We start from the raw sequence: 24,945 nt of genomic DNA, 5'->3' as shown, positions 1-24,945 counted from the left end.
AATCAGTTCTCCTTCATAATGTACTTACTTTAGTAGCCTATATTTATTCAAGGAGAATAAGATGAAAACTCTTAATATCAAAAATTTCTTAGCGTTATCAGCCATTGCATTAGGTGTTTCAGTAGGTAGTTCTTATGCTGTTACTCCTTCAGATGCTCAAGGTAAAATGCCACAAAATCATCGATTTGAGTTAAATGGTGAGAAGCTTCATCACGAAGGTATGGGTCCTTTCCATCCACGCTTAATTGAGTCTTTAAAATTAACAGATGAACAAAAAACTAAGTTTGATGACTTACGCAAAGTTCAAAAAGAAGCTTGGGAAAAACGAGCACAAGGTTTCAAAAACCTAAAAGAATTACGTGAAAAACAACTTGAGTCAGGGGATATTAATTTCTCAGCACTATTTGCTGAAGAAGATAAAATTCAAGCTGAAGCAAGTAATGACAAACAAACTTATCGCTCTAAATTGGTAGCATTTTGGGATAGTTTGACAGCAGACCAAAAAGCACAAGTGATTAAAGATCAAAAAGAGCATAAAGATCATTTTAAAGATCGCCAACGTAGACATGGTGATGAACATTTCAAAAAAATGGAACCAAGAGATAAGCAAGCACAACCTTTACAAAAAGAAGTTAAACCTGCTCAATAATGGTTAGTGAGTGTATTGGCAAATAGCTGAAATTTAATGAAATATTTACACTAAAAGGAGAAATACTTTTGAAACTAGGTTTATTGCATAATACATACATCGATTGATGAGAAACTAATTCTTATTAAACGATTTCCCCTTATTTAAATTTCCTCTCCCTATTAGCCTCGTTTCGACGAGGCTTTTTTTTGCTTGTTTACTGAATGGATTGGTCGTGTTTACTGATAAAGTATCTTAAAATATCGGCTATCAAATAATGTCATAGGATGTATAGTATATGTCGGAAATTTTAACGATTGAATCGCTTGATAATGAAGCAAGAGGTATTGCAAGACGTGATGGTAAGGCGATTTTTGTAGAAGGTGCTTTGCCAGGAGAGCGTGTAGAAGCGACTATTTTCCGTAAAAAACCATCTTATGAAAATGCACGTGCAGAGAGAATTCTTAAACAATCGTTTATGCGAGTAGAGCCTAAGTGCCCTAATTATGGGGTTTGCGGTGGCTGTGCGATGCAGCATTTGGAGCCGTCAGCACAAGTCGCCGTCAAACAGCGCACACTAGAGGATAATTTTAAACATATTGCCAAACTAGCTATTCCACAAGTATTACCTGCAATTTATGGACCTACGTGGGGATATAGATTTCGTGCGCGTCTTTCTGTGCGTTATGTGCGTAAAAAAGATTCTGTATTAATTGGATTCAGAGAACGTAGAGGTAGTTATGTTGTCGATATGACGGAATGTTTGGTCTTACCAAAATCCGTGTCAGATTTACTGTTACCTTTACGTCAATTAATTGGTGAGTTGACAATTAAAGAGGCAGTGCCTCAAATTGAAGTTGCCGTAGGTGATGAGTGTATTGTGCTTGCTTTACGCCATATGGAGCCATTAATTGCAGAGGATATCGCTAAAATAGAAGCTTTTGCCGCACAATATCACGTTGTCTGGTGGACTCAAGCCAAAGGACCTGATACCTTAAAGCCATTACATTCAGAAGATGAGCATCGTCTGGCCTATTCATTGCCACAGTTTGGCTTGCGTATGCACTATAAACCGAGTGATTTTACGCAAGTTAATTATTATATTAATCGCAGCTTAATTGCTAAAGCGCTAAGTTTATTAGCGGTTCAAGCTACAGATCGTGTGGCAGACTTATTCTGTGGGTTAGGTAATTTTACCTTGCCACTAGCCACTCAAGCGAGAGAAGTAGTAGGTATTGAGGGGAGTTCAACGTTAACGGATAGAGCATTAGCTGCTGCCAGAGATCATCACTTAGAGACTAAAACTAAGTTTTCTACACTTAACCTATTTGAAGTGGATGTGCAATGGTTAAGAGACTTGGGCTATTTTGATCGCATACTGCTTGACCCACCAAGAGAGGGAGCTTTTGCGGTGGCAAAGGCCTTAGCACAATTACAGGAAAATGAACGCCCTAAACGCATTGTTTATGTGTCCTGTAATCCCGCTACCTTAGCAAGAGATGCTGGTGTATTAGTCAAACAGGGTGGTTACCGTTTGATCAGTACTGGTGTTGTCAATATGTTTCCTCATACTGCCCATGTTGAATCTATTGCTGTATTTGAATGGCATGAAGGAGACCAAATACCAGAGCCACAAGCTGATGATGAAATCTTACTGGATGATACGACTACTGTAGAGGTGAGTGCAAATGAGTAATGTACAGCGTACACCTATTCACCATCGTAAGATAGACATTCATTCCTTTCTGCGTGAAGATGGTTTATGGGATTTAGAGGCCACCTTGGTGGATGTGAAAGCATATGATTTCACCAAAGCAAATAATACAGTAATGAAAGCAGGGGATGCTGTCCACGATATGACAATATGCATAACCGTTACTGAGGATGGTGAAGTGGTTGCCGCTAAGGCGAGTTATGTAGCAGCACCATATGCTGAGGTCTGTTTTTCTATTCAAGAGGCTTATCAGCAATTAGTAGGGTTACATTTGCTAAAGGGATTCAGACAAAAAGTAAAAGAGCGTTTTGCCAAAACTCAGGGTTGTACACATATGTCTGAATTAACGATATTGTTGCCAACTGTTTTTGTGCAGAGCCTTTCAAAGAAACGTAATCAGCGGAATGAAGATTTAGGTAAGCGTCCCTTTCAGTTAGAAGGCTGTCATGCATTACGGCTAGACTCTGATGCAGTGAAAGAATTTTATCCAAAGTGGTATTCCAGTCATTCAAATGACTTAATGAATGAGTTACAATAGAGCGTTGTCGTAGATCAAGTGGTCTCGATTGCAGTTAGATTTTTATTTATTTCAGTGTCCTTAACTATATAGATTAAGGGCTTTATTCAACTTCTTATAGGTTATCTATGAAGATTCATGAGTATCAAGGCAAAGAGCTTCTGAAAGGATTTGGTGTGAATGTTCCTCGTGGCATTCCAGCTTTTTCTGTAGAAGAGGCAGTTAAAGCAGCTGAGCAATTAGGCGGTCCAGTATGGGTAGTTAAGGCTCAAATTCATGCTGGTGGTCGCGGTAAAGGCGGCGGCGTTAAATTAGCGCGTTCTATTGAGGAAGTTCGTGAACTTTCTTCTCAAATCTTGGGTATGCAATTAGTTACCCACCAAACAGGCCCACAAGGTCAAAAAGTTAACCGTCTATTAATCGAAGAAGGCGCTGACATCAAAAAAGAATACTATGTGGGTATTGTGACTGATCGCGCCTCTCAACGCGTTTGCGTAATGGCATCTAGCGAAGGCGGTATGGATATTGAGGAAGTGGCAGAGCGCACTCCTGAGAAAATCCTAAAAGTTTTTGTGGATCCCAAAACAGGTCTTACACAAGAAGAAGCTGAGAAATTAGCTAGAGGCATCGGCATTCCTGAGGCTTCAGTGGCAAAAGCGGCATCTGAATTCCAAAAATTATACAAAGCGTATTGGGATACTGATGCATCATTAGCAGAAATCAACCCATTAATTTTAACTGGCGATGGTGATATCCGTGCATTAGATGCAAAATTCAATTTTGACTCAAATGCGTTATTCCGTCATCCAGAAATTGTGGCTTACCGTGACTTAGACGAAGAAGACCCAGCTGAAATCGAAGCGAGTAAATTTGATTTAGCTTATATTCAATTAGATGGCAATATTGGTTGTCTAGTAAATGGTGCTGGTTTAGCGATGGCAACAATGGATACGATTAAGTTATTCGGTGGTGAGCCAGCTAACTTCCTTGACGTAGGTGGTGGTGCAACAGCAGAAAAAGTTACTGAAGCCTTCAAAATCATGTTGCAAAACAAAGATGTGAAAGCTATTTTGGTGAATATTTTCGGTGGTATTATGCGTTGTGACGTAATTGCTGAAGGTGTGATTGCTGCTTGCCGTGCAGTTAACTTAAATGTACCTTTAGTAGTTCGTATGAAAGGAACAAATGAAGAATTAGGTAAGAAAATGTTAGCTGATTCTGGTCTTCCAATCATTAGTGCAGATACGATGGCTGAAGCAGCAACTAAAGTTGTTGAAGCAGCTAAAAAATAAGGAATTAAGCAATGTCTATTCTTATTAATAAAGATACAAAAGTTATTACTCAAGGTATCACTGGTAAAACAGGTCAATTCCATACTCGTATGTGCCGTGAATACGCAAACGGTAAAGAATGCTTTGTAGCGGGTGTAAACCCAAAACGTGCTGGTGAGGATTTTGAAGGGGTACCTATTTTTGGTACAGTAAAAGAAGCTAAAGCACAAACAGGCGCTACAGTTTCTGTTATCTATGTTCCACCAGCAGGTGCAGCTGCAGCGATTTTAGAAGCGGTAGAAGCTGAATTAGATTTAGCTATTTGTATTACAGAGGGTATCCCTGTCCGTGATATGTTAGAAGTACGTAATCGTATGCGTGAACTTAATAGTAAAACATTGCTATTAGGCCCTAACTGCCCAGGATTGATTACACCTGATGAAATCAAAATCGGTATTATGCCTGGTCATATTCACCGTAAAGGTCGTATCGGTGTAGTTTCTCGTTCTGGTACATTGACTTATGAAGCCGTAGCTCAATTAACAGAGTTAGGTTTGGGTCAGTCTTCTGCTGTAGGTATTGGTGGTGACCCAATTAACGGTCTAAAACATATCGATATCTTAAAAATGTTCAATGATGATCCAGATACTGACGCTGTGGTGATGATTGGTGAAATCGGTGGTCCAGATGAGGTTAATGCAGCTATGTGGGCTAAAGATAATATGAAAAAACCAATCGTTGGCTTTATTGCTGGTGTAACAGCTCCTCCAGGAAAACGTATGGGTCACGCCGGTGCACTTATCTCTGGTGGTGCTGATACAGCAGAAGCCAAATTAGAAGCAATGGAAGCTTGCGGAATCAAAACAACTCGCAACCCTTCAGAAATGGGTAAATTATTAAAATCTATTCTGTAATGGAATAAGACTGTTGATGACGTAAGTGTTTCGGCGTGCAGGTTTTCTGATGTAAGCAGAAAACCTGCACGTCAAAATTGACAAAAGTAGTTAATTTTGAGGTTGGTGCAGAAAACCTGCACGTCAAAATTGACAAAAGCTTTATCAATAGTTTTAATCTTTAAGAGAAAAACTAATTAGTTTTACCTATGCAATTAAAGCCGTTTTCATTGATTGAAAACGGTTTTTTTTATTTGTAAACATCATAAAAATATAGGTGTTAAAGAAGCTTTCTGCTTTATAATAACTTGTTCGCAAGTACTTAAATTGTGAAGAATTGATTTAAATTTGAAGGGGTATTATGTTAGATTGGTTAGAACATATTAATTGGGGTGTCGTAGCAAGTATTGTGCTTATTGACATCCTATTGGGTGGTGATAATGCTGTAATTATTGCATTAGCGTCACGTAATCTTGAAAAATCAAAACGATTACAAGGGATTTTATGGGGGACGTTTGGTGCCATCATTATGCGTATCGTCTTGATTTTCTTTGCGATGCAATTGTTAAATATCCCTTTCTTAAAAGTGGTAGGTGGCGTGTTATTGCTATGGATTGGTATCAAATTATTACTACCCCATGATGATGACCATAATAATATTCATGCAGGTACGACCGTATGGTCTGCTGTTAAGACTATTTTAGTGGCAGACTTTGTGATGAGTTTAGATAATGTGATTGCTATTGCCGGTGCCGCTGAAAAAACACATTCGGATCACCAAATTGCTTATGTTATTTTTGGCTTGCTTGTATCTGTTCCAATTATTATCTGGGGTAGTACATTAGTACTTAAATTAATTGACCGTTTCCCTAGTGTTGTTATTGGTGGTGCTGCTTTGCTAGGCTGGATTGCAGGTGGTATGTTAGTGACTGATATTAAAATTGTCGAATGGTTCTTCGCCAATGGTGGAACAGTAGCAGATTCTAATTCGGCATTAGCGTTAGTACCGTCAACCGTTAAATATGGTGCTGAAATTGCAGGGGCTATTTTTGTCGTTGCTGTAGGTCTACTTTGGGCAAAAAGCAAAAAATCAGCTTAATTCGTTATTGGGATATCCAATGCTATGAGTAAAAAACAAACGTTATCACTATTACAATGGTTAGCTATTGTCTTTGTGCTAGGGGTGATTCTAGCCGTAGCAGCTAATTATTTACGCTAGGAAAAATCAATGGCAGTTGTTCCTTCTATGACTAAAGTGGTTATTGCGACTCGCGAAAGTCGTTTGGCACTCTGGCAAGCTGAATTTGTACGTTCTCAATTGCAAGCACGCTACCCTCATTTGACTGTTGAGCTTCTTAAAATGACGACAAGAGGCGATCAGATTTTGGATAAAACATTATCCAAAGTAGGGGGTAAGGGATTATTTGTCAAAGAATTGGAGACGGCTTTGATGGATGGTCGAGCTGACTTAGCGGTACATTCTCTCAAAGATGTGCCGGTTGATTTGCAGTATCCATTCGCACTAACGTGTGTGATGGAGCGTGATGATCCAAGAGATGCTTTTGTGTCTAATCAGTATTCAGCGCTTGCGGAGTTACCAGCAGGTGAGGTTGTTGGGACATCAAGTCTACGTCGAGAATCTCAAATTCGTGAGCGTTATCCTCATTTAGAGGTTAAACCTTTGCGAGGTAATTTGGATACCCGTTTACGTAAATTAGATGAGGGTCAATATGCAGCGATTATTCTCGCCGCAGCTGGCTTAAAACGTCTAGGTTTAGCTGAGCGAATCAAGGCATTTATTGATACAAACGATAGTCTACCGGCAGCTGGTCAAGGTGCCTTAGGTATTGAAATCATGGCAGATCGTCAAGATATGGTTGATTTATTAGCCCCGTTAGTCGATACTGATACATTGGATTGTGTGACGGCTGAACGAGCTGTATCCTTAAGTCTTGGAGGTTCTTGTCAGGTTCCTTTAGCGGCATTTGCTCAATTGACAAACAATGATTTACATATCCAAGCATTAGTTGCCTCTACTGATGGCAAAACCATTCTACGTGCTGAATTAACTGGGACGAGAGACAAAGCGTTTGAGTTGGGTCAGCAAGTTGCCTCAATGCTTAAATCAAGTGGTGGGCAAGAGTTAATTGACCAAGCGTTAGCATTAGCTAATAATCCATAACGGCATGATATCACGTTCAATTATTCTGTTATCACGATCAGAAGCCAAGAATAAACTCTTGGCTTCAGCTTTATCACGGCAATTGCCAATTAATAAAAATGTCGAGATACTGTCTGTTCCCGCCTTATCGCTGAAATGTCGTCAATGGACTGATTTAGCTAGTGAAGAGCAGGCTAGTATTGAGCAATTAGCAGATATTGATCTGGTCTTTTGTGTGAGTGCTTTTGCCGCAGAGTGTTTTTTTTCGTTATTAGGAGAAAAAGGATTAGTATTTCCTAAACAGCTATATTTTGCCTGTGTGGGTTCAGCAACCAGAGATTTTTTACGTCAAAAAGGCATTGCTGAACAGAAAATTATTTATCCTCAGGATGGTAATGACTCTGAGTCAGTGTGGCCCTTACTTGAACCTTATATTCCATCGTCATTCAGTAAAATTCTTATTCTACGAGCAGCTACAGGTAGAGAATGGTTAGCTGATAAGATCAGAGAAAAAGGGGCTATTGTTCACTATGTAGCTACTTATCAGCGGCAAGAGAATATGTTAGGGGCAGGAATAGTAGAGGACTTACAAAAGTCTATGGATAATAGCGCTAAGATATATTGGCTATTATCTAGTGGTGAAGGAGTGCAAGCCTTATTTCATCAATTAGCCCCCATTTTTCAGAATCTAACATTAGCAGAGATTCGTAATCGTCATCATTTTTTTGTTTTTCATCCACGCATTGCAGAAAGGCTTCAGCAGTGCTTATTAGAAATTATGCCGTATCACTTAAAGCAAGAGGATTTATTGATTGATGTAGTGCCAGTTGATAATGATCTAATTGCCCATCATATTTTAGAAAAATTAACATAATCTATGATAAATATTGTCTAAATTCCTTAAAACATCACATCCTGTATCGTAAAATGTGTATAGTTAATCCAATTACTGTGAGAGGTTTATATGACGCAAAGAAATAAATTTAGAACAGGGAAAAGGAAGCATTCTCAACATCATGCTAGTCAGTCAAAAGGGGCACAGGATACCTCTAGTATCCAAGAAGAAACCGTTAAGTTTGCTGAGCAAGTAGATGGCGTAGAAGAGCCTGCTGTTTTAGAACAAATAGAAACACGTCATCCTATTATCGGAGAAACTGTATCATCAGTTCAGCATGACAAGAATAATCATCAGACAATCAATCCGAGTATTACGCTGAAAGAAATTAATAAGCCTAAGAATACTGAAATTGTCACAGAAGCACTCTATGATTTGTCTGATGAAAACGTAGAGCCCGTTGTTGCTGGAGAGGTGCTCAATGAGGGGGATAATGGGGTAGATATGACGAAAACAAAAGATAGTCCAGATCAAGAAAAACAAGAAGTCATTCTTAACGTTACAGAAGAGGTAGGGCAAGAGTTGTCGGGGTCCATATCGTCTGTAGATGAATTGAAAAAAGAGGAAACTATTGAAGTGACAAATGAGAAAATAGAGACAGAAGAAAAAGTAGAGACAGAGGATAAATCATCGGAGAGAGGGGTGGATATTAGAGAAGAAGATAAATTCTCTGTGGAATCTGATTTAGGACAAAAGCAGGGCGAAGACGGTAATACAAGTGCTTCTGTTCCTTCATCAGCGAAGGGTAAAGGTGGATCAAAACTATTTTTAGGTACGGTGTTACTTGCTGCCTTGGCTGGTGGCGGTTATTACTATTATGGCCAGTTACAATCTACGCCACCAGAAAGCAGTGCTAACCAATCCACTTCATCAGAAAGTAGTCCTAGTCAATCTACTCAGAGTGAAGCAACAAGCTCTTCTTCGACACCTACAGTATCGGAAACACCTAGTACATCAGCAAGTGCTACATCATCAAGTACGGCAACAAGTTCAGCCGTTCCTAGTACTGCAACTGAGGCATCTGAGAACGCAACAATGGTAACAGACTCTACCACAGGGACTACTACTAGTACTGAACCAACTGTAACATCTGAAACTACTGGCGTGGCAGTAAATACTACAACGGGTGATGCGACGGAGACTAATAAAGAAGCATCGGCAGACGCTAATAAAGACACAGAAGTAATCGCAGAGTCTACTAAAGAGTCTGTAGATACGTCTAGCACGAGTACAGCTGCTTCAACAAGTACAGGTGACATGGCAAATGCTACTGGCACAAGCAATCCATCTGTAGAAACAGCAACTGTAGATACAGCGACAGAGGCATCTAGTACGGAAGTAAGTAGCAATTCGACACAAACTACCAAGACTACTTCAACAGAGTCAACTTCAGCGACATCCACTACGCCTTCAGCAGATTCTACCACCGTTAATGAAGCAGAAGCGCCTGCCAAGGAAGTCGCCAGTGAGCACAAATTAACGCTAGAAGATCGTTTTATAGAGCAAACTAAACAAATTGCACAACTTACCTTAGAGCTTGAAATGACTAAAAAGCAAGCACAACAGCAGCTTGCTGAAGCGAAAGTTAATCAGTCACAACAATCGTTATTAACTGAAGTAACTCGTTTATTTAATGCGGCAGATTTTGAACGCTCCGTGACGGTTAGTAAAACCAAGACGCTACAAACGTTAGCATTGATTAAGTCAAGTGTAGCTAACCAACCAGAAGCTGTTTGGGCTGGTGTTCGTCAAGCCGTGGAGGAAGATGAGGCGGCGATTAATGCATCTAATGATGTAGATTTAGATAGCACCTATAAAGCGACGCAAGAGCTTGAGAAATTGTTAAAAGTAGCGCCATTTGTGAGTGCAGAAAATAGTTCAGGCACCGCATCTAACTATGAGCCTGAAAAAGTGGCTGTACCAGATACAGAGCAAGGACCTGATAGTACTTGGTTGGACAAGGCGGTTAATCAAGTACAGAAACTACCAGCTGAGGCTTATAATGCTATCCGTTCTGATCTAGGTGGCTTAGTTAAAGTTGAAAAACTATCTAATCCAGATACCGCTTTGCTATCAATAGATGACGTGAATAGGCAAAGAATGGAAACAGCGTTACAGTTAAGTATTGCCCAACAAGCGTTATTAAAACGTGATGAGGGTATTTGGCAAGAGGCATTAGCGAAGGTCGGACGCCAATTAGAGACATATTACAATCTCAATATTGAATCGACTCAACAGGCTGTTGCATTAACCAAGCAGCTACAATCAGTTTCTGTCAAATCAACGTTGCCCGCTTTATCGCATACACAAAGAATACTTGAGCAAGTGGCTCGTGAATTAGGCAAATAATAGAAGGAAAATAGCATGCGATCATTAATTAAATTACTCATATTATTTGGTTTAGTCATTCTAGCCGTATTCTTTTTTAAAGACTATAACGGTGCTGTCATGCTTATTACAGGTGATGAGAGACGTACGGTTTCATTATTGACGGCATTGATTTCGTTGATTATTTTATTTGCCGTTTTATATGTTATTTTTAGACTGATTGTAAGAGTGTTTTCTGCGCCAAAATATTTTTCAAAATGGTCAGAAAAACGTCGTGAAGTGAAAGATGTCGCTTTATTAGAAAAGGGCTGGATTGAACTATTGGAAGGTAGAACTGATAAGGCAGAGAAAAATTTATTGCGCCTTATTGATAATACTAAAGATGATAATCGTCAGATATTAGCTAGTATGGCGGCGGCTAGGGCGGCGCATGATTTAGGGCATTTTGAGCAACGAGATAAGTTGCTAAAAGAAGCTCGTATTTTGAGTAAAGATAATAATAAACTACAAGCCGCTGTGGCTACTGTTCAAGCCGAATTGCTACTACAGCAAGGTCAAGGAGTACTTGCTCTTGAGCACTTAGAGTTTGTTAAAAGCATTGATAGCAAAAATACCTACGTTCAACAATTATTGTTGTCAGCGTATCGTCAAACCAATCAAACAGTCAAAATGTTTGATGTGGCACGTCAGCTTTATAATAAGAATGTGCTCAGTGATAATGAATTAAATACTCTTGTTGAGCATTATGGTACTTTACATATTGCGTATTCGGATTTTGAAGATGCTCAGAAATTCTATAACAGCTTGTCACGTACTGAAAAAGCTATTCCTGATATTGCCTCAATGATGGCAACACGTTATCAGTATCTTGAAGACTATGCTAAAGAGGGTGAGGTCTTAGAAGTTGCTTTAAATCAGAAATTTGATAATCGATTATTAGCACATTATGTGAAATGTCCAGAGTCTGAGGTTAATACTCGGTTGAATAAAGCACAACAGTGGTTAGCGGCTGATGAGAATAATCCAGAGTTATTAATTGCACTTGGTCAACTTTGTTTGATGGTGAAATTATGGGGACAAGCAGAGCGTTACCTGAATAAAAGTTTAAGCATTCAAGAATCATCAAAAGCACATGCTTTGTTAGGTATTTTGAATGATAAACAAGGACGTCCACAAGAGGCGATGGCACATTGGCGTTTGGCATCTAATACTACAGCCGTCCTTGGCGAAGGTGTATCTTCAGTGCTAGCTGCGGCAGATACTAGTAATGACCCAGCACCTCCTGATGTGAAAGATTCTCGACATTATGATGATCACTTGCTAGCAAATAAAGTCGAAACTATTACACCTAGTTCTGCTTCTAAGCGTTGATTACAGATTATAATTTTTGTTTATTTATTTTTATAAAGGTCTAAAAATGAGTTTAGCTAATGTTCCTGCAGGTTCAAAACTACCTGAAGAATTTAATGTTGTAATTGAAATTCCTATGAATTCTGATCCCGTAAAATATGAAGTGGATAAAGAGACTGGGGCGGTATTTGTAGATCGTTTTATGCTGACAGCAATGCATTATCCTTGCAACTATGGATATATTCCACAAACATTATCATTAGACGGTGATCCTGTAGACGTGTTGGTTAAGACACCTTTCCCTGTACAAGTCGGCTCAGTGATTAAATGCCGTGCTTTAGGTGTTTTACAAATGGAAGATGAAGCAGGTCAAGATGCGAAATTATTAGCTGTTCCTGTTGATAAATTATACCCAGTGTACAGTAATATCAAATCTGTTGATGATTTACCTGAAGTTGAATTAAAACAAATACAACATTTCTTTGAACACTATAAAGATTTAGAAAAAGGTAAATGGGTTAAAGTAACTGGTTGGGCAGGTCCTGACGCAGCTAAAGAAGAAATTCAAACAAGCGTACAGCGTTACCAAAAAGCTTAAATACATTTGGGATGCTTCACGACTTGTTGAGAAAGGTGTGAATGTAGAAAAACAACTTTGTCCTAGTCGTTGATGATTAAAGACTGGTTTTGTGTAAAGCAAAACTGGTCTTTTTTTTGTTTTCAGATTGATAAATAAATACTTTTAGACACAATTAATAGTTATTTGGTAAGCCATGATGAATACTCATTCTAGTCCCTTAAGAATTCATCAGCTAGAATGCTAATTTACAGTTTTTTTACAAAATTTTAAGGTAAAATCTATGGGTTATTTATTGAGATAATGGCTATAAATGCGATTATTGTGTTGTTAATCTAATTAGAGTATTTACACATGATTAGAATAAAAAAAGGTCTAGATTTGCCTATCGCTGGTAGCCCAGAGCAAAAGATAGTTGGCACTAAGACGGTCACAGAAGTTGCAATATTGGGTGAAGAGTATGTGGGTATGCGTCCTTCAATGAAGGTAGCAGAGGGCGATATTGTCAAAAAAGGGCAAGTGCTTTTTGAAGACAAGAAAAATCCCGGTGTAGTGTATACAGCACCTGTAGCAGGTACTATTAAAGCTATTCTTCGTGGAGAAAAAAGGGTTTTGCAAGCAGTTGTTATTGCTGCGCAAGGAAATGATCAGGTTTTATTTGAAAAGTATACCAGTGATGCACTTTCTCAAATGGCTAATGATGAGGCTCGTCGTCAATTAGTAGCCTCTGGTCTTTGGACGGCTTTTCGTACCAGACCTTATAGCAAGGTTCCCTCTATTGATAGCGATCCTAGCGCTATCTTTGTGAATGTTATGGATACTAATCCACTTGCTGCTGATCCTCAGGTGATTATCGCTGAGAGAGAAAATGATTTTGTAGCAGGTTTAACAGTCATTAGTCGTTTAACACAAAATAAAGTGCATGTCTGTAAAAAGGCGGGGGTCGCTATTCCAACCCCAACCATTGCCAATATGGACGTTCATGAGTTTGCGGGTGTTCATCCTGCAGGCTTGTCTGGCACACATATTCATTTTATTCATCCAGCTAATCTTAACAACATTGTTTGGACGATTAATTACCAAGATGTTATAGCCATTGGTCATTTATTTACAACAGGTGAGATAGATTCGACACGAGTGATTGCTTTAGCGGGTCCTCAAGTGACTAAGCCACGCTTAATTCGTACAGTGATCGGTGCACATATTTCAGAGTTGGTGGCTGGCGAGCTAAATTCAGGCGATAATCGTATTATTGCGGGATCTGTCTTGCATGGTACTAAGGCAGAAGGTCCTCATGATTATTTAGGACGTTACTATTTACAGATTTCGGTGCTCGAAGAGGGTAGAGATAAAGAGTTTATTGGTTGGGTTAAACCAAGCAGTGATAAATATACAATTACCCGTACTACTTTTGGTCACTTTCTCAAAAACAAACTATTTAAATTCACCACAGCAATGCATGGGAGTGAACGAGCCATGGTACCGATTGGTACATATGAGCGTGTGATGCCATTGGATATATTACCAACGTTATTATTGCGTGACCTTATCGTTGGCGATACGGATAGTGCCCAAGCCTTAGGTTGTTTGGAATTAGATGAAGAGGATTTGGCTTTATGTAGCTTTGTCTGTCCTGGTAAGTATGAATACGGACCTCTACTACGCAAAGCATTAGAGACGATTGAGAAGGAAGGTTAATCATGGGATTAAAAAAATATTTAGAAAAGATTGAACCTGATTTTTCGCCCGGTGGTAAGAGAGAGCGTTGGTATGTAGTGTATGAAGCTATCGCAACAGCGCTGTATACACAAGGCAATGTAACTCGTCGTGCATTACATGTGCGTGATGTGCTTGATTCTAAGCGCATGATGATCTTGGTATGGTTAGCGCTATTCCCAGCGATGTTCTATGGTATGTATAACGTAGGACATCAGGCAATTTTAGGCTTAACACAAGCCGCGGGCTTATTGGAGCAAAATGTGTCACATAACTGGCACTATGCGTTGGCTCAGTCAATGGGTATTGATATGAGTGCAGAGGCTGGGGTAATGAGTAAGATGGCACTTGGTTCAATCTTCTTTTTACCAATTTATGCGGTAGTGTTTATTGTTGGTGGTTTATGGGAAGTATTATTTGCCATTATTCGCAAGCATGAAATTAATGAAGGTTTTTTTGTTACCTCAATTTTATTTGCTTTGATTCTTCCCCCAACCATTCCATTATGGCAAGCGGCGCTAGGTATTACATTTGGTGTAGTGTTCGCTAAAGAGGTATTTGGTGGTGTAGGTAAAAACTTTATGAACCCAGCTTTAGCAGGGCGTGCATTCTTATTCTTTGCTTATCCAGCGAATATGACGGGTGATACAGTATGGACAGCTGTGGATGGTTTTTCAGGGGCAACAGCGTTATCACAATGGGCTCATGGTGGTGAGGGTGCGCTAAAGCATGTGATTACTGGTCAACCAATTTCATGGATGGATGCTTTCTTAGGTAATATGCCGGGTGCGATAGGCGAGGTTTCGACCTTAGCACTATTAATTGGTGGGGCATTTATCATTTTTGCACGTATTGCATCATGGCGTATTGTTTTAGGTGTCATGATTGGTATGGTTGCTACGTCTCTTTTATTCAATACAATTGGTTCTGAAACAAACCCTATGTTCTCTATGCCATGGCATTGGCATCTTGTATTAGGCGGTTTTGCGATTGGTATGTTCTTTATGGCGACTGATCCAGTTTCTGCCTCATTTACCAATGTGGGTAAATGGTGGTACGGTATTTTAATTGGCGTGATGTGTGTGCTCATACGTGTGGTGAATCCAGCGTATCCTGAAGGTATGATGTTGGCAATTTTATTTGCTAACTTATTTGCCCCAATTTTTGATTTCTTAGTGGTAAAAGCAAATATTAAACGTCGGAGTGCTCGTCATGGCTAAGTTTAATAAAGATAGTTTTGGTGGCACCGTTGCGGTAGTATTAGCCGTCAGTTTATTGTGCTCTATTGTGGTATCGGGTGCGGCTGTTGGGCTAAAAAATACTCAAGATGCACAAAAGGCATTAGATAAACAAAAAAATATTTTACGAGTGGCAGGGCTGTTAGAGGCAAAAACGGATATTCCAAAAGTTTATGCAGAGCGTATTCAACCAAAAATTGTTAATCTAGAAACAGGCGAATACGTTGAGGGCATTCAACAGTTTGATATGCAAGCTGCAGCCAAGGATCCTAAACAAAGTATGGCGATACCTAAAGAACAAGATTTTGCCGGTATTCAGCGTCGAGCTAACTATGCCGAAGTTTATTTGGTTAAGGATGAGGCTAATAAGGTTAATCAAGTCATTTTACCTATCAAAGGTAATGGTTTATGGTCAACGATGTATGGATTAGTTTCTTTAAAAACTGATGGTACAACTGTTAATGGCATTACTTATTATGAACACGGTGAAACGCCAGGTTTAGGTGGCGAGATTTCAAATCCTATTTGGCAGCAGAAATTTGTCGGTAAACAAATTTACAACGATCAAAAGCAAGTGGCTATTCATATTGGTAAAGGTGCATCTGCAGATACCAAATATGGAGTTGATGCTTTATCGGGAGCTTCCATGACATCAAAAGGTGTGGATAATACATTTAAATATTGGTTCAGCCAAAATGGTTATGGTCCTTATTTAGATAAAATTAAAGCAGGGGCACAATAATGGCAGATACAAAGCGTTTAAAGTATTTATTAACTTCACCGATTGTTGAAAATAACCCAATTGCCTTACAGGTTCTTGGTGTATGTTCTGCATTAGCGGTAACAACAAAACTAGAAACAGCTGTTGTAATGGCTATCTCTGTTAGCTTGGTAACAGGTTTTTCGAGTATGTTTATTTCAATGATGCGTCACTATATCCCTAATAGTATTCGTATCATTGTGCAATTAGCCTTAATTGCTTCTATTGTGACACTCGTGGATCAAGTCTTAAAAGCATATGCATTTGACCTTTCTAAGCAACTCTCTGTCTTTGTTGGTTTAATTATTACTAACTGTATTGTGATGGGGCGTGCTGAGGCGTTTGCTATGAAAGAGCCTCCGCTTGAAAGTCTTTTAGATGGGATTGGTAACGGTTTAGGCTATGGGTGTATTTTGGTTATTGTAGCCACGATACGTGAATTGCTAGGGTCTGGTAAGTTATTTGGTTTTACTATTTTTCAAACTATTCAAAATGGTGGTTGGTATCAAACTAATGGCTTATTTTTATTAGCACCGAGTGCCTTTTTCATTATTGGTCTGTTGGTCTGGGCATTACGTACATGGAAACCAGAGCAGGCGGAGAAATAATCATGGAAAACCTTATCAGTATTTTTGTTAAGTCTATCTTTATTGAGAATATGGCACTTTCCTTTTTCTTGGGAATGTGTACTTTCTTAGCTGTATCCAAAAAAGTAACAACAGCATTTGGGCTTGGTGTCGCCGTAACTGTGGTGTTGGCGATTTCTGTGCCTGCTAATCAACTAGTCTATTCACTTATTCTTAAGGACGGTGCATTAGTTGAAGGTATAGATTTGAGTTTCTTAAAATTTATTACCTTTATCGGTGTGATTGCCGCTATTGTTCAAATTCTTGAAATGATTTTGGATAAGTTCTTTCCTGCTTTATACAATGCCCTAGGTATTTTCTTGCCGCTGATTGCTGTAAACTGCGCTATCTTTGGTGGTGTCTCTTTTATGGTTCAACGTGACTATAACTTTGTTGAATCTATTGTTTATGGTACTGGTGCTGGTTTAGGTTGGATGCTAGCGATTGTGGCATTAGCGGGTATTACTGAAAAATTAAAATATGCCGATATCCCTAAGGGCTTAAAAGGGCTTGGTATTACTTTTATTAGTGGTGGACTTATGGCACTTGGTTTTATGTCTTTTTCTGGTATTCAGTTGTAAGGAGAACATCAGATGGACATTATTTTAGGTATTGTCATGTTCACTGCGGTGATCTTGGCGTTGGTATTGATTATTTTATTTGCTAAATCAAAATTAGTGAGTAGTGGCAATGTCACTATTACTATTAATCATGACCCTAGTAAATCTATTAGTTTACCTGCAGGAGGGAAATTATTAGGTGCCTTAGCTAGTAAGGGTATTTTTGTTTCATCGGCATGTGGTGGCGGTGGCTCATGTGGTCAATGTCGCGTTATTGTAAAAAGTGGTGGCGGGGATATTTTACCTACGGAGCTTTCACATATTAATAAACGTGATGCCAAAGAGGGCTGTCGTTTGTCATGCCAGGTAAACGTAAAAAATAATTTAGATATTGAGCTTCCAGAAGAAGTGTTCGGTGTAAAACAATGGGAGTGTACTGTTATCTCTAATGATAATAAGGCAACTTTCATTAAAGAATTAAAATTAGCCATTCCTGAAGGTGAGGAAGTGCCTTTCCGTGCGGGTGGTTATATTCAAATTGAAGCACCTCCACACACAGTTTATTACAAAGATTTTGATATTCCTGAAGAATATCATGAGGACTGGGACAAATTTAATTTATGGCGTTATGTCTCTACAGTGGATGAGCCTATTGTGCGTGCTTATTCTATGGCTTCTTACCCAGAAGAAAAGGGCATTATTATGCTTAACGTACGTATTGCAACGCCACCACCTAAAGATCCAGATGTACCACCAGGGCAAATGTCGTCTTATATTTGGTCATTAAAACCAGGTGATAAAGTGACAATTTCTGGTCCATTTGGTGAGTTTTTTGCTAAAGATACGGATGCGGAAATGGTATTCATTGGTGGTGGAGCAGGGATGGCGCCGATGCGTTCACACATCTTTGACCAATTAAAACGTTTGAAAACTAAGCGTAAGATTACATTCTGGTATGGTGCACGCTCTAGAAGAGAGATGTTCTATGTAGAAGATTTCGATATGCTAGCCCGTGAAAATGATAATTTTGAATGGCATGTGGCATTATCAGATCCACAACCAGGTGATAATTGGGATGGATATACTGGGTTTATTCATAATGTTCTTTATGAAAACTACCTTAAAAATCACGAGGCACCAGAAGATTGTGAGTTCTATATGTGTGGACCTCCAATCATGAATGCTTCAGTTATTAAAATGTTGAAAGACCTCGGCGTCGAAGATGAGAATATCCTCTTAGACGACTTCGGCGGCTAAGAGGATATTCCGGGTAAACCTCCTCACCAGCTAGTCTGGTGGGATATAAGCGAACAAAGAGAGCGTATATAAAAATCGAAGATTTTATGAGGATTATCAAGATATCAGACGACTTTGGTGGCTAATAAAATAGTTAGATGGGATACCAAATCACAAAGTGATAAAAAAGGCGAGTGAGCGGTCACGAAGCCACAAGTCCATCGCAAGATGGGCAGCCGGTATCCCGTCACTCCCCCCAGTTACGGCTAAAACCCTTTCCCTTATAGTGCTATGTGGCACACAAGAATACGTCTACTATAAGTCAGTAGTTATTAAAAATAATTAAAAAAATACTTAAACTTTCATCAGAAATAGACTTATAAAATCTTCTATAATGGTAGTCTTTTGACTCAAACATAAGTTAATACGATGAAAGTGGTTCCTAGACTTGCCAAAATGCTCATAATGGTGCTATGCGTTTCAGTACTCAGTGCATGTTCTGATTCGGAGAAGCCCGAAATAGTAACCATTGAGGGGAAAACAATGGGTACGACTTATACCGTTAAATATCTCATTGAGGAAGAGAAAAATATCCCTACACCAGAACGTATTAAGCAAGCCTTGGATCAACGGTTGCTCGATGTGAATCAGTCAATGTCAACTTTTATTCCTGATTCAGAGATAAGTCAATTTAATCAATTAGATACAACAAATAAATCATTATCTTCTTCTACTAGTCAAGGCATAGACTTAGTTCCATCGTGGGTATATCAACCAATTTCTGCTGATTTTGCTACGGTAGTCGCAGAAGCGATTCGTTTGAATAAAGTAACCATGGGAGGGCTTGATATTACAGTTGGTCCTCTAGTAAATCTATGGGGATTTGGTCCAGATAAGACTGTGCAAACAATTCCAACAGAAGAACAAATAAAAAATGCTATTAAAAAGGTAGGGATAGAGAAGATAACTCTACAAGAAACTTCCCCTAAGCAATATATCTTAGGGAAGTCTCAAAAAGATGTATATATAGACTTATCGTCTATTGCAAAAGGTTATGGTGTCGATGCATTAGCTGAATACTTACAAAATATTGGTATAAAGAATTACCTAGTTGAAATTGGTGGTGAATTACGGGCTAAGGGTCATAATGCAAGTAATCATCCCTGGAGTATTGGTATAGAGCACCCTGATATGATCCAGCATTCAGCTAATCAATTAGTGATTGGTTTAAAAGATTTGGCTATGGCCACATCGGGGAATTATCGTAATTTTAAAGTGGATGCTCAGGGGCACCGTCTTTCACACATTATTGATCCTAAAAAATTTGAACCAATTAGCCATAATCTGGCATCCATTACGGTTATTCATCCTAGTACGATGACTGCAGATGGGCTATCAACGGGGTTATTTGTCCAAGGTGAAGATAAAGCATTGGAAATAGCTGAAAAAGAGCACTTGGCGATATTTTTAATTATTAGCACAAAAGATGGTTTTGTAACCAAAATGTCTTCAGCATTTACTGATTTACTCAAAAAATAACTTTTATATAGATTTGAAGAGTCATGTATTATCTATAGTGGGAAGTAAATATTCTTTGTGTAAAGACAAATATATAAATTATCATATTCAGTTGAATCTTTATAACCTAATGTAATAGTGTGTATAACTCTTTGAGTTTAATTGAATTGTCATGAAAATCCTATAAACTTCTTCTAGTTATTTGATAACTATTATTTAGTTTTTACTGTAGGAGTCAAGACGATGAAAAAGTCTATATTAACTGTATTAACGCTTGTGTCTGCTTTAGCTTTAGCTGGTTGTGGTGATGATAATAAAGAAGCACCTAAAGCAGCAGAATCAGCAGCTCCAGCGGCTTCAGCTCCAGCAGCACCTGCTGCTGAGAATAAAACAGCTGCTGCTGATATTGCGCCAGAGTGCGAAGAGTACATCAAAGAAGTTGAAGGGTTAATTGCTAAAAATCCAGCTGCTGAAGCTCAATTTAAAGCTATGTTAGATCAAACTCGTAGTCAAATTGCGACTATTAGTGATAAATCTGTTCAAGCTAATGCTTGCAACCAAGCAAAAGAAGCACTTAAACAAGCTATGCCTAAATAAGGTTCAGCCTATAAAAATAGATAAAAGTACTATCTGTTTGGATAAACCTCTTGCAAATAGCAAGAGGTTTTTCTATTGATACAGTGCTACTTTCGGCGAGCTGCTTTTCAACCAGAATGATCAATAGGTGGTTTTTGACATACACAAGAAAAGTTGCGAGCCAAAATTCCCCACTAGAACTAGTGCGTTAATAAACCTCTTGCAAATAGCAAGAGGTTTTGTTTTTATGGATTTTTATCTTTAAAATTTTAAAGATTGGCATAAATGGGCATTGAATAGGTACAATCATCATAATGAAGAAAAAAGGTTGAACCATGAAAGTTTTTTTGATTACATTTGTATTTTTTATTTTACTTATTGTGGCGATGGCAATAGGCTATATTTTCAAAAAACGTACGATTAAAGGTAGCTGTGGTGGTATTTCGTCTTTAGGCTTACAGAAGGTTTGTGATTGTGATGTTCCTTGTGATACCTTAAAAGCAGAATTAATTAAACATGAAAAACTTTAATTGCTAGCTTGTTTTTGAATAGGAGTGAACTAAAGTGCGATATGCTAGGAAAATCTCTTTATTCAGTCTATTAAGTGTAAGTGTATTGCTTGGTGCCTGTGCAACGCCTAAATTACCAGATGAGTGTGAAACCTATTTAGGTGAGCTAGAAGGGTTGTACAAAATAGTTCCTTCTGATAAGCAAGCGTTATTACCTAAAATCACCAGTGTACGTGACTATATTAGTAAAGTTGATGAGGACTATCAGGCAGGCGTGTGTGTGCTAGGTAGAGAAGCGCTTAAAGGTATTGTTAAATTACTGGCTAAATAGCTTTCCCCTAAAATCAATAGACGATAAAAAAATGGCTAAGTATAGAGAATGAGTAATTCGCTATACTTAGCCATTAGCTAATTTTGCTAAGATATTATTTCAGTTTACTTAATTGCTCCTGCACTTTGTTTAATAGTGTAGTGAAATCAATAACACGTTGTTTTTCTTGCTCAATGACGGCAGCAGGCGCTTTTTGTACAAAGTTTTCATTTGTTAATTTGCCATTTGCTTTAGCAATTTCACTTTCTAAACGCTTAATCTCTTTATTCAAACGAGCAGTTTCAGCTTCAATATCAATTTTGATATTTAGCATGAGTTCACAATGCCCAATAATTTGGCTTGGTGCGCCAATATCAGGTAGCTTTTCAACATGCTGAACTTCATTAATTTTACCTAATGCGATAATGTATGGTGTTTGGAAATTGACTAATGACGATTCTCCCACCATGTAAATACCCACTTTTTCGGCAGGAGAAATATTCATCTCACCACGTAAAGCACGAATTGCCTCAACTGTTTGTTTTAGTTGGGCGACCGTATTTTCAGCTTCTGTATTAATTAAGGCTTCTTGGAAGAGAGGGTAAGCCTGATTGCTTAGTAAAACATTACTAACAGCGGAATTACGTTTGCCCGCAAGAACAGCGACTTTTTGCCATAGTTCCTCTGTGATAAAAGGAATAATAGGGTGTGCGACACGAAGAATACCTTCCAGTATTTGAATCAATGTGCGACGTGTTCCGAGCTGTTGCTCTGCTGTGCCTGTTTGTAATTGAACTTTTGCTAATTCAACATACCAGTCACAGTATTCGTCCCAGACAAAACGATAAATGGTATTAGCAATATTATCAAAACGATACTCTTGGAAGCCTTTATGAATTTCTGCGACAAAACGCTCGTATTGGCTAATAATCCATTGATCAATAGATGATAACTCTGCTTTGCCTTCAATAATATTATGTCCTTCAACGTTCATCATCACGAAGCGTGTAGCATTCCATAACTTATTGCAGAAGTTACGATAACCTTCGCAGCGTTTGAGGTCAAAGTTCATGTTACGACCAAGTGTGGCATAGGCAGCCATTGTAAAACGTAGTGCATCAGCACCATAGCTGTTAATGCCTTCAGGGAACTCTTTACGAGTATCCTTTTCAATTTTTGTGGCTTGTTTAGGATTCATCAAACCTTGCGTACGTTTGGCAACTAAAGGCTCAAGAGCAATACCGTCAATTAAATCTACAGGGTCAAGCGTATTTCCTTTGGATTTACTCATTTTTTGACCTTGAGCATCTAAAATTAAGCCATGTACATAAACAACTTTGAAGGGTACTTGTCCAGTAAGGTGCATGCTCATCATAATCATACGAGCAACCCAGAAAAAGATAATATCAAAGCCAGTTACTAATACGTTTGATGGCATATAGCGTTGATAGTCTGGTGTTACTTTTGGCCAACCCATTGTGGTAAAAGGAACTAGTGCTGACGAGAACCATGTATCAAGAACGTCTTCGTCACGTGTTAATTCACCCGTAACACCTGCAGCGACAGCTTTCTTCTTAGCTTCTGCTTCGTTACGTGCGACAAAGATTTGACCATCTTCACTAAACCAAGCTGGAATTTGATGCCCCCACCATAATTGACGAGAAATACACCAGTCTTGAATATTTTCTAACCATTGGTTATAAGTGCTTGTCCAGTTCTCAGGATAGAAACTGACACGTCCATCTTTAACTACTTCTAATGCCATTTCCGTGATTGATTTACCAGGGTTGAATGTACCCTCTGGTGCAGGTTTGCTCATAGCAACAAACCATTGATCAGTTAGCATAGGTTCAATGACTGTTTTAGTACGATCACCTCTAGGAACCATCAGTTTATGGGGCTTAATTCCTGCTAATAAATTTAGTGCTTCTAAATCAGCTACAATTTGTTTACGTGCCTCAAAACGATCTAAACCTTGATAGTTACTTGGTGCATTTTCATTGATCTTAGCATCTAAACTTAGAATACTAATCATCTCCAATTGATGACGTAAGCCAACTTGATAGTCATTAAAGTCATGAGCAGGCGTAACTTTTACAACACCTGTCCCAAAATTTAAATCAACATAGTCATCCGCAATAATTGGAATTTCACGATTGACTAAAGGAAGAATAACAGTTTTACCAATTAAATGCTTGTAACGTTCATCTTCTGGGTGCACCATAACGGCTACGTCACCAAGCATTGTCTCAGGACGTGTAGTGGCTACCACAAGATGTGTTAAATCACTCTCAGGTGTGGCTAAAGGATAGCGAATATGCCAAAGTTTACCTTCTTCTTCGACACTTTCCACTTCTAAGTCTGAAACAGCCGTTCCTAAGACGGGATCCCAGTTCACTAAACGTTTGCCACGGTAAATAAGCCCTTGCTCATACAGACGAACAAATGTTTCAATGACACCAGCAGACATTTGCTCATCCATGGTGAAGTATTCACGACTCCAATCAGCAGAGCTACCTAGACGACGGACTTGTTGATGAATGCTACCACCAGAATATTCTTTCCATTCCCAAACTTTTTTTAAGAATGCTTCTCGACCTAAATCATGACGTGAAATATTTTGGGCATCCAGTTGTCTTTCCACGACAATTTGTGTGGCAATCCCTGCATGGTCTGAACCAGGAACAAAAACAGTATCGCATCCATTCATACGATGGTAACGAACCAAACCATCCATAATCGTTTGGTTAAACGCATGTCCCATATGTAGGGTTCCAGTTACATTTGGAGGAGGGAATTGAATGGTAAAAGGCGTGCCTGATAAGGGAGAATTGGTCTGAACATGTTGACCGGCTGTGAATGCGCCAAGGGATTCCCATTGCTGATACCAAAAAGATTCAATGTTTTGAGGGTCATATTTGGCAGCTAATTGCTGATTATCTACTGATTCCGTTGTCATACTGTTGTGTGCACTCTTGCTAATAAGTGAGAATAAAGTATTTATGAAAGCCATTATTTTAATGGATTTATAAGCTAGATTTAGTTATTAAGGCGTTAAACCTTTAAATAAATATCTGCTTATATGCTAAAATTACGGTTTATTTTGTGCATAAAAAGTACAAAAATTTTTAAAAATATTAATTAGGAGCTTTTAAATGGCTATCGAACGTACATTATCAATTATCAAACCAGATGCAGTAGCTAAAAATGTTATTGGTGAAATCATCTCTCGCTTTGAGAAAGCAGGCCTTAAAGTAGTTAATGCTCGCTTACAACAATTAACTCGCGAAGAAGCAGAAGGTTTCTACGCTGTTCACAAAGAGCGTCCATTCTTTAACGACTTAGTTGAATTCATGATTTCTGGTCCAGTATTTGTACAAGTACTAGAAGGTGAAAATGCAATTGCTAAAAACCGTGAGTTAATGGGCGCGACTGATCCTAAGAAAGCTGCTCCAGGTACAATCCGTGCTGATTTTGCAGAAAGCATTGATGCCAATGCTGTTCATGGTTCTGATGCACCAGAAACTGCTGCTGTTGAAATCGCTTATTTCTTTGCTTAATT

The 24,945-nt window shown here is 38.7% G+C and carries 23 protein-coding genes; 22 read left to right on the top strand and 1 reads right to left on the bottom strand.

What is annotated here, in order from left to right:
- The first annotated feature begins 61 nt into the window (after positions 1-61).
- The 21 genes from BQ4443_RS03175 (at position 62) to BQ4443_RS03075 (ending at position 21,404) form a co-directional block, all read left to right on the top strand.
- The gene (locus BQ4443_RS03175; protein ID WP_071058015.1) at positions 62-649 is read left to right on the top strand and encodes a Spy/CpxP family protein refolding chaperone; all 588 of its coding nucleotides are present in this window, start codon (positions 62-64) and stop codon (positions 647-649) included.
- A gap of 277 nt (positions 650-926) precedes the next feature.
- A complete protein-coding gene (gene rlmD, locus BQ4443_RS03170) occupies positions 927-2,324 on the top strand; it encodes a 23S rRNA (uracil(1939)-C(5))-methyltransferase RlmD (RefSeq protein WP_071058014.1) in 1,398 nt (465 codons plus the stop codon).
- Positions 2,317-2,880, top strand: a complete 564-nt coding sequence (locus BQ4443_RS03165; protein WP_071058013.1) for a DUF2889 domain-containing protein — start codon at positions 2,317-2,319, stop codon at positions 2,878-2,880. The genes rlmD and BQ4443_RS03165 overlap by 8 nt, the downstream gene beginning before the upstream one ends.
- Before the next feature lie 107 nt (positions 2,881-2,987).
- The gene (gene sucC / locus BQ4443_RS03160) at positions 2,988-4,151 is read left to right on the top strand and encodes an ADP-forming succinate--CoA ligase subunit beta (protein WP_023949203.1); all 1,164 of its coding nucleotides are present in this window, start codon (positions 2,988-2,990) and stop codon (positions 4,149-4,151) included.
- A gap of 11 nt (positions 4,152-4,162) precedes the next feature.
- Positions 4,163-5,044, top strand: coding sequence for a succinate--CoA ligase subunit alpha (gene sucD, locus BQ4443_RS03155; RefSeq protein ID WP_071058012.1), 882 nt, complete (start codon positions 4,163-4,165; stop codon positions 5,042-5,044).
- 340 nt (positions 5,045-5,384) lie between these two features.
- Positions 5,385-6,122 (top strand): TerC family protein, encoded by a 738-nt coding sequence (locus tag BQ4443_RS03150; protein ID WP_071058011.1) that lies wholly within the window; start codon positions 5,385-5,387, stop codon positions 6,120-6,122.
- 129 nt (positions 6,123-6,251) lie between these two features.
- A complete protein-coding gene (gene hemC / locus BQ4443_RS03145) occupies positions 6,252-7,205 on the top strand; it encodes a hydroxymethylbilane synthase (protein WP_071058010.1) in 954 nt (317 codons plus the stop codon).
- Between the two features lie 4 nt (positions 7,206-7,209).
- Positions 7,210-8,058 (top strand): uroporphyrinogen-III synthase, encoded by an 849-nt coding sequence (locus tag BQ4443_RS03140; RefSeq protein ID WP_071058009.1) that lies wholly within the window; start codon positions 7,210-7,212, stop codon positions 8,056-8,058.
- 90 nt (positions 8,059-8,148) lie between these two features.
- Positions 8,149-10,428 carry a uroporphyrinogen-III C-methyltransferase gene (locus BQ4443_RS03135; protein WP_071058008.1) on the top strand — a complete coding sequence of 760 codons (2,280 nt, stop codon included), beginning with the start codon at positions 8,149-8,151 and terminating at the stop codon, positions 10,426-10,428.
- Between the two features lie 15 nt (positions 10,429-10,443).
- Complete coding sequence (locus BQ4443_RS03130; RefSeq protein WP_071058007.1) at positions 10,444-11,778, top strand: heme biosynthesis HemY N-terminal domain-containing protein; 1,335 nt, start codon at positions 10,444-10,446, stop codon at positions 11,776-11,778.
- A 46-nt stretch (positions 11,779-11,824) separates the two neighbouring features.
- Positions 11,825-12,355 (top strand): inorganic diphosphatase, encoded by a 531-nt coding sequence (gene ppa, locus BQ4443_RS03125; RefSeq protein WP_071058006.1) that lies wholly within the window; start codon positions 11,825-11,827, stop codon positions 12,353-12,355.
- 333 nt (positions 12,356-12,688) lie between these two features.
- Positions 12,689-14,032 (top strand): Na(+)-translocating NADH-quinone reductase subunit A, encoded by a 1,344-nt coding sequence (locus BQ4443_RS03120; RefSeq protein ID WP_071058005.1) that lies wholly within the window; start codon positions 12,689-12,691, stop codon positions 14,030-14,032.
- Between the two features lie 2 nt (positions 14,033-14,034).
- Positions 14,035-15,270, top strand: coding sequence for an NADH:ubiquinone reductase (Na(+)-transporting) subunit B (locus BQ4443_RS03115; protein ID WP_023950834.1), 1,236 nt, complete (start codon positions 14,035-14,037; stop codon positions 15,268-15,270).
- Positions 15,263-16,030, top strand: a complete 768-nt coding sequence (locus tag BQ4443_RS03110; RefSeq protein ID WP_023950832.1) for a Na(+)-translocating NADH-quinone reductase subunit C — start codon at positions 15,263-15,265, stop codon at positions 16,028-16,030. The genes BQ4443_RS03115 and BQ4443_RS03110 overlap by 8 nt, the downstream gene beginning before the upstream one ends.
- The gene (locus BQ4443_RS03105) at positions 16,030-16,656 is read left to right on the top strand and encodes an NADH:ubiquinone reductase (Na(+)-transporting) subunit D (RefSeq protein WP_023950831.1); all 627 of its coding nucleotides are present in this window, start codon (positions 16,030-16,032) and stop codon (positions 16,654-16,656) included. The genes BQ4443_RS03110 and BQ4443_RS03105 overlap by 1 nt, the downstream gene beginning before the upstream one ends.
- A 2-nt stretch (positions 16,657-16,658) precedes the next feature.
- Positions 16,659-17,255 carry an NADH:ubiquinone reductase (Na(+)-transporting) subunit E gene (gene nqrE / locus BQ4443_RS03100; protein WP_071058004.1) on the top strand — a complete coding sequence of 199 codons (597 nt, stop codon included), beginning with the start codon at positions 16,659-16,661 and terminating at the stop codon, positions 17,253-17,255.
- A 12-nt stretch (positions 17,256-17,267) separates the two neighbouring features.
- Positions 17,268-18,491: an NADH:ubiquinone reductase (Na(+)-transporting) subunit F gene (gene nqrF, locus BQ4443_RS03095; protein ID WP_023950827.1), complete on the top strand. Its 1,224-nt coding sequence runs from the start codon at positions 17,268-17,270 to the stop codon at positions 18,489-18,491.
- Positions 18,492-19,013: 522 nt separating this feature from the next.
- Positions 19,014-20,009, top strand: a complete 996-nt coding sequence (locus tag BQ4443_RS03090) for an FAD:protein FMN transferase (RefSeq protein ID WP_218118014.1) — start codon at positions 19,014-19,016, stop codon at positions 20,007-20,009.
- Positions 20,010-20,231: 222 nt separating this feature from the next.
- Positions 20,232-20,585, top strand: coding sequence for a DUF5339 family protein (locus tag BQ4443_RS12110; protein ID WP_052019310.1), 354 nt, complete (start codon positions 20,232-20,234; stop codon positions 20,583-20,585).
- A 314-nt stretch (positions 20,586-20,899) separates the two neighbouring features.
- Positions 20,900-21,094 (top strand): (Na+)-NQR maturation NqrM, encoded by a 195-nt coding sequence (gene nqrM, locus BQ4443_RS03080; RefSeq protein WP_023950823.1) that lies wholly within the window; start codon positions 20,900-20,902, stop codon positions 21,092-21,094.
- Between the two features lie 34 nt (positions 21,095-21,128).
- Entirely contained in the window at positions 21,129-21,404 is a 276-nt protein-coding gene (locus BQ4443_RS03075; protein ID WP_023950821.1) for a hypothetical protein, read from the top strand.
- A gap of 94 nt (positions 21,405-21,498) precedes the next feature.
- Here the strand turns inward: BQ4443_RS03075 and BQ4443_RS03070 are convergent, their stop codons facing one another.
- Positions 21,499-24,342, bottom strand: coding sequence for a valine--tRNA ligase (locus BQ4443_RS03070; RefSeq protein WP_071058002.1), 2,844 nt, complete (start codon positions 24,340-24,342; stop codon positions 21,499-21,501).
- Between the two features lie 196 nt (positions 24,343-24,538).
- On the opposite strand from BQ4443_RS03070, the gene ndk reads away from it, so the two are divergent.
- On the top strand, positions 24,539-24,943 hold the full coding sequence (gene ndk, locus BQ4443_RS03065; RefSeq protein ID WP_023950817.1) for a nucleoside-diphosphate kinase: 405 nt from the start codon (positions 24,539-24,541) through the stop codon (positions 24,941-24,943).
- Positions 24,944-24,945 lie beyond the last annotated feature (2 nt).

The sequence above is a fragment of the Pelistega sp. MC2 genome (assembly GCF_900099475.1).
Lineage (GTDB): Bacteria > Pseudomonadota > Gammaproteobacteria > Burkholderiales > Burkholderiaceae_B > Taylorella > Taylorella indica.
The sequence above is the reverse complement of the archived record's forward strand: the minus strand, read 5'-3'. Positions and strand labels throughout refer to the sequence as shown.

What these genes read in the sequence shown, in the direction of transcription:
- ppa (WP_071058006.1), top strand. Translation starts at nt 11,825, where the DNA reads ATGAGTTTAGCTAATGTTCCTGCAGGTTCAAAACTACCTGAAGAATTT.
- rlmD (WP_071058014.1), top strand. Translation starts at nt 927, where the DNA reads ATGTCGGAAATTTTAACGATTGAATCGCTTGATAATGAAGCAAGAGGT.
- BQ4443_RS03140 (WP_071058009.1), top strand. Translation starts at nt 7,210, where the DNA reads ATGATATCACGTTCAATTATTCTGTTATCACGATCAGAAGCCAAGAAT.
- nqrM (WP_023950823.1), top strand. Translation starts at nt 20,900, where the DNA reads ATGAAAGTTTTTTTGATTACATTTGTATTTTTTATTTTACTTATTGTG.
- nqrE (WP_071058004.1), top strand. Translation starts at nt 16,659, where the DNA reads ATGGAAAACCTTATCAGTATTTTTGTTAAGTCTATCTTTATTGAGAAT.
- BQ4443_RS03175 (WP_071058015.1), top strand. Translation starts at nt 62, where the DNA reads ATGAAAACTCTTAATATCAAAAATTTCTTAGCGTTATCAGCCATTGCA.
- BQ4443_RS03165 (WP_071058013.1), top strand. Translation starts at nt 2,317, where the DNA reads ATGAGTAATGTACAGCGTACACCTATTCACCATCGTAAGATAGACATT.
- BQ4443_RS03110 (WP_023950832.1), top strand. Translation starts at nt 15,263, where the DNA reads ATGGCTAAGTTTAATAAAGATAGTTTTGGTGGCACCGTTGCGGTAGTA.
- BQ4443_RS12110 (WP_052019310.1), top strand. Translation starts at nt 20,232, where the DNA reads ATGAAAAAGTCTATATTAACTGTATTAACGCTTGTGTCTGCTTTAGCT.
- hemC (WP_071058010.1), top strand. Translation starts at nt 6,252, where the DNA reads ATGGCAGTTGTTCCTTCTATGACTAAAGTGGTTATTGCGACTCGCGAA.
- BQ4443_RS03070 (WP_071058002.1), bottom strand. Translation starts at nt 24,342, where the DNA reads ATGACAACGGAATCAGTAGATAATCAGCAATTAGCTGCCAAATATGAC.
- BQ4443_RS03150 (WP_071058011.1), top strand. Translation starts at nt 5,385, where the DNA reads ATGTTAGATTGGTTAGAACATATTAATTGGGGTGTCGTAGCAAGTATT.
- BQ4443_RS03115 (WP_023950834.1), top strand. Translation starts at nt 14,035, where the DNA reads ATGGGATTAAAAAAATATTTAGAAAAGATTGAACCTGATTTTTCGCCC.
- nqrF (WP_023950827.1), top strand. Translation starts at nt 17,268, where the DNA reads ATGGACATTATTTTAGGTATTGTCATGTTCACTGCGGTGATCTTGGCG.
- BQ4443_RS03105 (WP_023950831.1), top strand. Translation starts at nt 16,030, where the DNA reads ATGGCAGATACAAAGCGTTTAAAGTATTTATTAACTTCACCGATTGTT.
- sucC (WP_023949203.1), top strand. Translation starts at nt 2,988, where the DNA reads ATGAAGATTCATGAGTATCAAGGCAAAGAGCTTCTGAAAGGATTTGGT.
- BQ4443_RS03130 (WP_071058007.1), top strand. Translation starts at nt 10,444, where the DNA reads ATGCGATCATTAATTAAATTACTCATATTATTTGGTTTAGTCATTCTA.
- sucD (WP_071058012.1), top strand. Translation starts at nt 4,163, where the DNA reads ATGTCTATTCTTATTAATAAAGATACAAAAGTTATTACTCAAGGTATC.
- BQ4443_RS03135 (WP_071058008.1), top strand. Translation starts at nt 8,149, where the DNA reads ATGACGCAAAGAAATAAATTTAGAACAGGGAAAAGGAAGCATTCTCAA.
- BQ4443_RS03090 (WP_218118014.1), top strand. Translation starts at nt 19,014, where the DNA reads ATGGGTACGACTTATACCGTTAAATATCTCATTGAGGAAGAGAAAAAT.
- BQ4443_RS03120 (WP_071058005.1), top strand. Translation starts at nt 12,689, where the DNA reads ATGATTAGAATAAAAAAAGGTCTAGATTTGCCTATCGCTGGTAGCCCA.
- ndk (WP_023950817.1), top strand. Translation starts at nt 24,539, where the DNA reads ATGGCTATCGAACGTACATTATCAATTATCAAACCAGATGCAGTAGCT.